This is a genomic window from Microcystis sp. M53598_WE2 (genome assembly GCF_030067735.1).
Taxonomy (GTDB): domain Bacteria; phylum Cyanobacteriota; class Cyanobacteriia; order Cyanobacteriales; family Microcystaceae; genus Microcystis; species Microcystis aeruginosa.
The window spans coordinates 1-8,551 of record NZ_JASJFE010000500.1 but is presented as its reverse complement, the minus strand read 5'-3'; the positions used below and the strand labels follow the sequence as shown (position 1 = coordinate 8,551).

Below are 8,551 nucleotides of genomic sequence, written 5' to 3'. Positions count from 1 at the left end.
GGGCAGAAATCGGCTAAATCCTTATCTGGCAAGAGACTTAATTGATTAGCTCGTTCTAGATTGAAAACAATTGGCAAAAATCGAAGCAATGTCTTTCTATATAAGGGGTGAAACCCTTATAACTCCCGTCCGTTGCATAAGACAAACCGAAGAACCTTAATTATTTGCATAACAATTCCCGAAGAGCCGACTTGGTGAAATAGCAATAATTAAAGCTGGACGCAGTTTTCCTGATTTCAAGTCTGCTTGAGGAAAACGAATTAGAACAATATCACCTGGTTTCATGGTTGATAAATTTCTTGAGCATCTGCTAGGGAATATTCAATTTCATCTCCTTCTTTGAAAAATTGCTCTAATGAAAATTTTTGCCAGTCTTCATCTTGCCAATTAGTATATTCTGAAATGTTGTTTGGCTCAGGGGAAATTAATCGGGTAAAGTTGGCAATTTTTTCAACAATGTCATCAGGTAATCGGTCAATCTGTTGGTGAAGTTCTTCACGAATTGTAGCAGACATAAGTTAAATTATTTGATTAAGGTGTAGAATGGATAGTATTGATTGTAACTCAGATATTGGCTGGTAATTTGGGAAAAAGTAATGTTGGGTTTCTACAAGATCAGCGATCGCACTACGTTCTTCGGCATCCCACTGACAGCTGCAATCAATGTGCATGGTGCGTTCCCAAAAATCGATCTCTGGAGTAGCAGGACTTGCATTAGGGAACGCACCCTACGGCGATAGCTGCTGCTTTCTGCTACGGGTAATGTATGTATAACGTTGGCAATCAGCGGCTCGCGACCTTGGACGATCCACACCGCCCGATTTTATCGCGAGTCCGCTGCATTGCGTTGTTCGCCGATGGGAGAATCGTCAATCCGGTAGTGCTCTACGGACAGCTTTCTTCCGAAAGCCTCCATACCGGCGGGAATCACTGGTGTGTTCCATTCCGGCCCTGCGAAGGCGACCAAAGCATCTTCGTCGCGCCATCGGGTGATCATGGAATACGTGTTGGGCGCCCATCGAGTAGGCATCCCAATCTCGCACGAAAGATTGCCGGGGGCTCGCGTGACTGCATCGACGGACAGGGAGCGAAACCCGGCCTCAAAAGCGGAACGGGTTGATGGATCAATCTCGACACGAAAGATGCGAAGAATCATGGCTGGTTGGCGAACTACATATTATACAGAAACTTTCTGTCTAACACTCTCCAGAGTAACGATAGGTGGAAACTTTCGGCATATTCCCCCATTTTAGCGCAATCGCCCGAACTTTTCCCCATATCATACCCAAGAGCTTATTAGCCAGATTAAACAACCTCTTTTAAGTGGATTCCTAACAACAAGCTGAAATAAAATAGACTTTTCGGGAAGTGTAGCACTAATTCTTCAATCCACCCCACAATTACCTAATTTTCGGGGAAAAAGTGCCTAAATTTTGCCACTGATCGCTCCTGTGTCCGACACTTTTTGATGAACAAAAAAGTCTAAAAGTTTTATCCAACAAGGTTTTTAGCTCTATTCAGCCAACCCTATTTATTGGTGTACTTGCAAATGAAGGACATAATGACCTAAAATCAGGTTATCTGACCATAATTCGTACTCTAGACGCAAATATTCGGGGAAATTATCCCCCTCTAATTGGAGACTACGGGTATAGTTGCGGAGGCGAAAAGCGTAACCCGGTTGAGGACTTTCGGCATTTAACCAGTAGCGACTGACACCAAAAACCCCTTGCTCCCAAAAATGACGATAGGCGAATTTTCCCTGGCCCTGCATGGTCATAATTACCCGGTTGGCCGAAATTTCCAGCCAAATTAACTTATTTTGATTATTTTCGGGTTTAAGTGTCTCTATTTCTGCGAGAGCCACCGGTGGTTGATTGAGGAGAAGATGAAACCGGTGGCGATCCTTTTGGTAGAGGGTAGCGGCAGTGTCTAAAGTGGAGAGGATGGGTAGATCTGTCGAGAGCAGACAGAAGGAAACGGGACGGCGGTGATGGGCAAGCATAGACTAGACTTAATGGTGTCCTTATCTCCACAATAGTCGATTCTCTGCCCACCGCTACCGGCACCGGAAATTTTTTTGAGAAAAAATCCAGAAAGCACTTGCATTATTGACAGACTTATGATTATAATTATTAATTGTGAGTAGCCTTCCTCGGTAGCTCAGTGGTAGAGCGGTCGGCTGTTAACCGATTGGTCGTAGGTTCGAATCCCACCCGGGGAGTTAATCAAAAATAGCAGCGGCAATAGTTTTTTATTGCTGCTTTTTGATGTTTTTAAGTAAGCTGTTGACTATCTAAATTACTCGTTGAGACTGTCTATGAGATGGGAGCGGGGGTTGGGAAAATGGGGAATTTCAACTAAAACCCCAAAACCCTAAAACCCCAACACCTAAAACCTATCTCCTATCTCCTGACTCCTATCTCCTGACTCCTATCTCCTGTCTTGACTAGGAAATTGATTTTGCGCGACTACCTAGAGAATTTCAGCGATCGCATTTTCTGGACCGACTAGAGAAATGTAAGGATTTTGAAAATATTTACTGGCTACCGATCGCGCTTGTTCGGGAGTAATCTGATTAATAGAATCCAGGAAAGTGCGATCGAATTCAATCCCCAAACCTAAGCTTTCATACCAACCGTATAATTGAGCGATTTCGGCGTTAGTTTGTTTACCGAGAGCATATTGACCCAATAACTTATTTTTAGCTGACTTTAACTCCTCCTCACTCAAAGTTACTTTATATAACCTTTCTGCTTCCTGACGCAATCCCGACAGGGCCATCGCTGTGTTTTGGGGTGCAGTTCCCATATAAATGACAAATTGGGAAGAATCGAGACGGGTGGGATAAAAAGCAGAAACATCGTAGGCTAATCCCCGTTTTTCTCGCAATTCCACGAATAAACGACTAGATAACCCATTCCCCAGATAGGTACTCAATAATTTTAAAACGGCATAATCATCCTCTTGCACAGAAGAGCCGGGGTATCCTAACATAACGATCGCCTGTTGACTAGCTTGGACGGTAGTTAAACAGGTGGGCTGAAAATCAAAAGCGGCCGGGGGTAAACTAGATAAAGGAAGATCGGGAATTGACCAACTGCCAAAAATTTCCGTCACTGCTTTTACTGCTTGCTCTAGGGTAATACGGCCAGAAAGACTAATTACCAGGTTATCGGGACGGAAAAAGCGACTATGATAGGCCAGCAGATCATCCCGTTGCAATTGAGAAACCGTTGCCTCCGTACCCAATAAAGACATACCATAGGGATGATCCGGGTACATAGCGGCGCGTAATTGATTAAAAGCCACATTAAAAGGCTGTTCCAATTGAGAGCGAATGCTTTGACGGGTGAGATTTTTCTCTAATTCGATTTCTGGAGGGGGAAAACTGGGAAAACGAATAATTTCCGCCGCTAGACGCAATATATCTAAAAAATCCTTGGTAACAGTCTTTAAACTAACCACAAAATAATCAGTCCCCGTGTCGGCGCTTAAACCGGCCCCCGTGGACTCAACTCGATCAGCAATTTCTAGGGAAGATAACTTTTCTGTACCTTTGGTGAGCAGCACGGCTAACAGACGAAATAAACCCGCTTTTTCGGTTTTTTCCCAACGAGTACCCGCATTTTTGAGGAAAATCCTCCCCGCAACCAACTCCACGGCCGTATTTTCCACCACTAAAAGAGTGATGCCATTTTCTAAGGTTAAGCGGTGAATGGGAGAAGCGGACATCGTTTATTCACAGGGTTGCATTATTGTAATAGCATATCGCTCCGGGGAGAGATACTGACGAGCGAGACGTTGTAGATCTGACGGTTGAAAACTTTGGATAACTTGGGGATAGATCGTTGCTAGGTCGGCAGCTCTCAGGGTTTGATAATATCCATAGAGTCCCGCTAATTGGCCCGGGGTTTCTGTGGAGAAAATATAATCGTTAGCTAATAACTGTTGAGTGCGGTGTAATTCTGCGGGGGTGACGGGATGATCGTGCAGATGTTGGAGATGTTCACAGATAATAGCTTCAATTGCCGCGGTTTGTGAGCTAGATAGCCAAGCACCGATGGTAAAGAGACTGGAATCCCGTTGCAGGGAAAAATTACTGTTAATATCGAGGACGATTTGCGCTTCTTCCCGCAGCTGTCGCACTAAGCGCGAACAGCGTCCCCCGGCAAGAATTACCGAAAGCAAGTCTAATCCAAAGGCATCTTCTAGGCGATCGCATCCCGGTCCAGTCCATCCCATCAAGAGACGACAATGTTCTAGGTGGGGTAAATATACTTGGGAACGACGAATTTCGATCAGGGGGGGTTCGGCAACCACTAGATGGGGGGGGGATTCCGAGGGGACGGGAAATTCCCGAAAAGATTGCCGGATAATTTCTAAAGCTGGTTGGGGTTCAATTCCCCCGATAATCGCCACACACATATTTTCTGGTTGATAATAGGTGCGATGGAAACAGCGCATTTGATTGGGGGTTAATTGCTCTAAACAGGGTTGATCCCCTAGAATAGAGCGTCCGTAGGGATGGTTTTGATAGATACTTCCGCAGAGGGTTTGGTAGGCAATCCAATCGGGATCATCATAACAGGCCCGTAATTCTTCTAAAACTACATCTTTTTCCCGATAGAATTCCTCATCGTCAATCTCAGCATGGAGGAGAATTTCGGCCAGATGGGGTAAGGTATGTTCAATTTGGTCCACACTGGTGGTGAGATAGAAGTGTGCGTAATCGTGACTGGTGGCAGCGTTGGTCATTCCGCCACAATTTTCGATTAAATAGTCAAAGAGTCCGGGGGGAAGTTTTTTCGTCCCCTTAAAGATCATGTGTTCGAGAAAATGGGCCATACCTAACCATGGGTCGGGTTCAGCGATCGCACCTGCTTTCACCCACACATCCACCACCACCACAGGAGTCACGGGTAAATACTGATGAATTACGGTTAAGCCGTGATTTAATTGCCATACCTGAGCGGGAAAAGAACTCGTTTGACACTGTGCTATCGACTTGATCAATGTCCGTTAACCAGATTTTTTGTTAAATTCTATACATAGGTTATCTTATCTCTTGCCTGCTCAACCATTAAAAAACTTTTGTCATGATTTCTAGACAATTCCCCCAAATATCAGCCTTATCGGTGATCAGTGATCAGTTATCAGATGTGGTTCTTCGGTTCACTGATTACTGATTGCTGTTTACCGCTCCCTAATTACTGATTACTGATGACTGTTTACCGATAACTGAAAAACCCCCTATGACAGACAATAGAGATAACTTCAACGAAACTTATAATGCACTAATTGATCGCATTGTCAATCTAACTTTGGAAGGAAAAATTAGGGCTAAGTCACAGGTTTATAACCTTTTGTCCGAGGGAGTAAAAAATGGCACAGGAGAAATTTTTGAGCGTTGTTTAACCGAAAAAATAATCGTTACTCGCTCACAGTTAGAAACAAAAATTAAAGCCACTAGGGTTTTGCGGGCCTTGGAAACGATCGAAAGTGAATGGGAAAAATATCAAAAAACCAATCAGCAAAATTCTCTCACTGCAGCGGCGATCGATAATCTTGTGAAAATCGATCGAGAGGATCGTTTACTGACGTTAGTAAATTTAATCGATCCCAATCAAAATAATGCTTTAACCCTAGAACAATTGCAACAGTTAGCCAAGCATTTACAGACAGTTGCTCAGCAGCGGGGAGAAGCGGATTTATGGCAAATTGCCACGGGGATTAATCTGGGGTTAAATACTTGGTCAAATTTATCGAGTTATCTCACCAGTTGGCTCTACGAACAAAATCGCAATCTTGGTTTTACTAATGATAATGAGCGAGTGACTCCTTGGCAAATTTGGGCAAGTAAAGTTAATCCCTCTTGGTTAAAACGAGTATTAGAAAGTTTAGCTAATCAACAAGCTTTTGATCCTCTCACTCAGGATTTAACTTTAACCGATTGGGTAGAAACTGCTATTGTTTTTCAATATATCCAAAGAGGACTAATTAACTTTTTTGATCAGCGCATATATAGCGAAAAATTAGGAGCCAAATTATCCATTTCTACCTTTCTCACCTTTGCTTTAATTTGGTCGCTGTTAACCAATAGTTTCGAGCAAGTTAGTAAAAATTCTCTCTATAGTCGGGGCTGTTTTCAGATGGCTTTACAAATTCTGAGAACCTTTGCTCAACGGGATTATTTTCCTTTATACGGAGGAATTTTTGCCTCCTTTTCTGGCAGTTATCTCAAGGATGCGTTAGACTATTTATCAATTCCTCTGCGTTATGTGGAAGGCACGGGAGAAAAGGCGAGAATTTTAACTTTAATTGCCTATTCTAATCGCATTCGCGGCGACTATCCACAGGCCAGAGAATGTCATCAACAAGCTTTAGAAATTGCCCGTCAACAACAGGATTATGCTTGTGAAATAGCTAATTTAAACCATTTATCCCGTCTCAATGCTATCCAAAAAAACTATGCAGAAGCGATTAATTTAAGTCAGAGAGCTTTAATTTTAAGTCGTCAACAGGGTAATAGTTTAGGACAGGCTAACGCTTTAGCTAATTTGGGTTATAGTCAGGTACAGGAAGCGCAACAGTTAGAGAGATACGATCCCGAAATTTATCAAAGTTCGATCGAGTATTTAAAACAGGGATTAAAGTTAGCGGAAAGTCTCCAAGATTGGCAGAGTAAATCCCTTTGTTGTAGCAGTTTAGGTCTAGCATATCTTATCCTTGAAAGAACCCAAGAAGCGATTAATATTCTCCTGCAAGGATTGGAATCGGCCAAATACTACGGGGATGTATATCTGCAAGGTTTATTACTAACTTATTTAGGCGAAGCTTACTATCAAGATAAGAATTTTGAACAGGCAATTTATATGGGTTCTCTAGGAATGTATTGGCTGCACGAAATCGGTGCAGCAGAATGGCGACAAGCTGCTAGTCTATTAACGGTTATTCGCGGCAAAAATATCGCAGCTTTTGAACAAACTTTCAGTCTGGAACGTTCCTCCCTGATTAAATCAATTGGACTGGAAGGCTACCAATATATCTCAGAAATTCTCAGCAAATATCAACAGGGTAATTAGTGAATACACAGCCTAAATTATTAATTAATCTCTCGGTACTTTTTCCCCAACCCACGGGAATCAGTACCTACATTCTTAACCTCTTACCCTACCTGAAAAATTTAGAACCAACCCTACTAACAACTAATAGTTATCCCGACTTTAACTGTTATTCTATCCCCAAGGGTCTCGCCCCCGATCGAGGAGCGAAAGGTCATTTAAAACGCTTACTCTGGACTCAGTTTCGGTTATCGTCAATTTACCGACAATTAAAGGCCAATTTACTCTTTTCTCCCCTTCCAGAAGCGCCGATAAATTCTCCCTGTCGCTTTGTCGTCATGGTCCACGATTTAATTCCCCTGCGGTTTCCCAGTTTTACTTCCCCCTTAACTCACTATTTCCGTTATTATGTGCCGCAGGTATTACAACAGGCAAAACATATTATCTGTAACTCTCAGGCAACGGCCAAAGATATCACTGAATATTATCAAATTCCCGCCGATAAAATTACTTCTATTCCCCTAGCCTACGATCATCATCACTTTCGCCCTATTCAAGATAATAAGCCAGAGCATCCCTATTTTCTCTATCTCGGTCGTCCCAATCCCTATAAAAATTTACCGCGTTTAATCGCCGCTTTTGCCCAACTGCCTCCAGATTTAAGCGATTATCATCTTTGGATTGCTGGCAGCTTTGATCGCCGTTATACCCCCAATTTACAACAACAAGCGCGGGAATTAGCAGTCAGCGATCGCATTAAATTTCTCGACTATATCCCCTACGATCACCTACCCAAAGTTATCAGTCAAGCCACTGCTTTAGTCTTCCCCAGTCTCTGGGAAGGCTTCGGATTGCCCGTTTTAGAGGCTATGGCCTGCGGTACACCCGTCATTACCTCAAATTTGTCATCTTTGCCCGAAGTCACGGCAACAGCGGCAATTTTAATCGATCCCTATCGAGTCGAGTGCATAGCCGATGCCCTGAAAATTATCGCTCAAGATCGACAATTACACTCAAAATTAAGTCATCTAGGCAAAAAACGGGCCGATGAGTTTAGTTGGCAAAAAACTGGTCTAGCTACGGCCGCAATCTTAAATCAATATCTAGGGTATGCTTGAAAAGTCTTGCAGTGGGACCCCCAGACAGGTTACAGCGTTTCCCATCAAAAAATAATTTGACAGATCGGCAGCATTTGCTGTAGGATTGATGATCGTGACCTCAATTGGAGAGATGGCCGAGCGGTTGAAGGCGCAGCACTGGAAATGCTGTTTAGGGGTAACTTTAACGAGGGTTCGAATCCCTCTCTCTCCGTCCCCAAAGCACCTCATCAGTAGGTAGGCGTTAAAAATTATCAGATACCCCCGTTATCAAGGGTAGGGTTGATTCATGAATCAACCCTACCTTATCAAGGGGGGATTAAAGGCAAAATCCATTTTTAACTTAATTATAACCAGCTACTTAGGTAGTCTTGCAAAAGTAATTTCCCG

7 protein-coding genes and 2 tRNA genes are annotated in these 8,551 nt (G+C 43.2%); 4 read left to right on the top strand and 5 right to left on the bottom strand.

The window, feature by feature from the left end:
- Positions 1-281: 281 nt before the first annotated feature.
- From PX636_RS10315 to PX636_RS10305, 3 genes are all read right to left on the bottom strand, one after another.
- Positions 282-515 carry a hypothetical protein gene (locus PX636_RS10315; protein WP_002801545.1) on the bottom strand — a complete coding sequence of 78 codons (234 nt, stop codon included), beginning with the start codon at positions 513-515 and terminating at the stop codon, positions 282-284.
- A 308-nt stretch (positions 516-823) separates the two neighbouring features.
- Positions 824-1,156, bottom strand: a complete 333-nt coding sequence (locus tag PX636_RS10310; protein WP_002798459.1) for an antibiotic biosynthesis monooxygenase family protein — start codon at positions 1,154-1,156, stop codon at positions 824-826.
- Positions 1,157-1,531: 375 nt separating this feature from the next.
- Entirely contained in the window at positions 1,532-2,005 is a 474-nt protein-coding gene (locus PX636_RS10305; protein ID WP_002798457.1) for a hypothetical protein, read from the bottom strand.
- Between the two features lie 147 nt (positions 2,006-2,152).
- Between PX636_RS10305 and PX636_RS10300 the strand changes: the two genes are divergently transcribed.
- Positions 2,153-2,224, top strand: a tRNA-Asn gene (locus PX636_RS10300).
- A gap of 251 nt (positions 2,225-2,475) precedes the next feature.
- On the opposite strand, the gene PX636_RS10295 is transcribed toward PX636_RS10300, so the two are convergent.
- Positions 2,476-3,735, bottom strand: coding sequence for a M16 family metallopeptidase (locus PX636_RS10295; RefSeq protein ID WP_288117040.1), 1,260 nt, complete (start codon positions 3,733-3,735; stop codon positions 2,476-2,478).
- Between the two features lie 3 nt (positions 3,736-3,738).
- Positions 3,739-5,016 carry a M16 family metallopeptidase gene (locus PX636_RS10290; RefSeq protein ID WP_288117039.1) on the bottom strand — a complete coding sequence of 426 codons (1,278 nt, stop codon included), beginning with the start codon at positions 5,014-5,016 and terminating at the stop codon, positions 3,739-3,741.
- Between the two features lie 239 nt (positions 5,017-5,255).
- Here PX636_RS10290 and PX636_RS10285 point away from each other — a divergent pair, with 239 nt between their 5' ends.
- The 3 genes from PX636_RS10285 to PX636_RS10275 all read left to right on the top strand — a co-directional run bounded on the left by PX636_RS10285 (position 5,256) and on the right by PX636_RS10275 (position 8,375).
- Positions 5,256-7,085 carry a tetratricopeptide repeat protein gene (locus PX636_RS10285; RefSeq protein WP_002798454.1) on the top strand — a complete coding sequence of 610 codons (1,830 nt, stop codon included), beginning with the start codon at positions 5,256-5,258 and terminating at the stop codon, positions 7,083-7,085.
- Complete coding sequence (locus PX636_RS10280) at positions 7,085-8,182, top strand: glycosyltransferase family 4 protein (RefSeq protein ID WP_288117037.1); 1,098 nt, start codon at positions 7,085-7,087, stop codon at positions 8,180-8,182. The genes PX636_RS10285 and PX636_RS10280 overlap by 1 nt, the downstream gene beginning before the upstream one ends.
- 106 nt (positions 8,183-8,288) lie before the next feature.
- A tRNA-Ser gene (locus tag PX636_RS10275) sits at positions 8,289-8,375 on the top strand.
- Positions 8,376-8,551 lie beyond the last annotated feature (176 nt).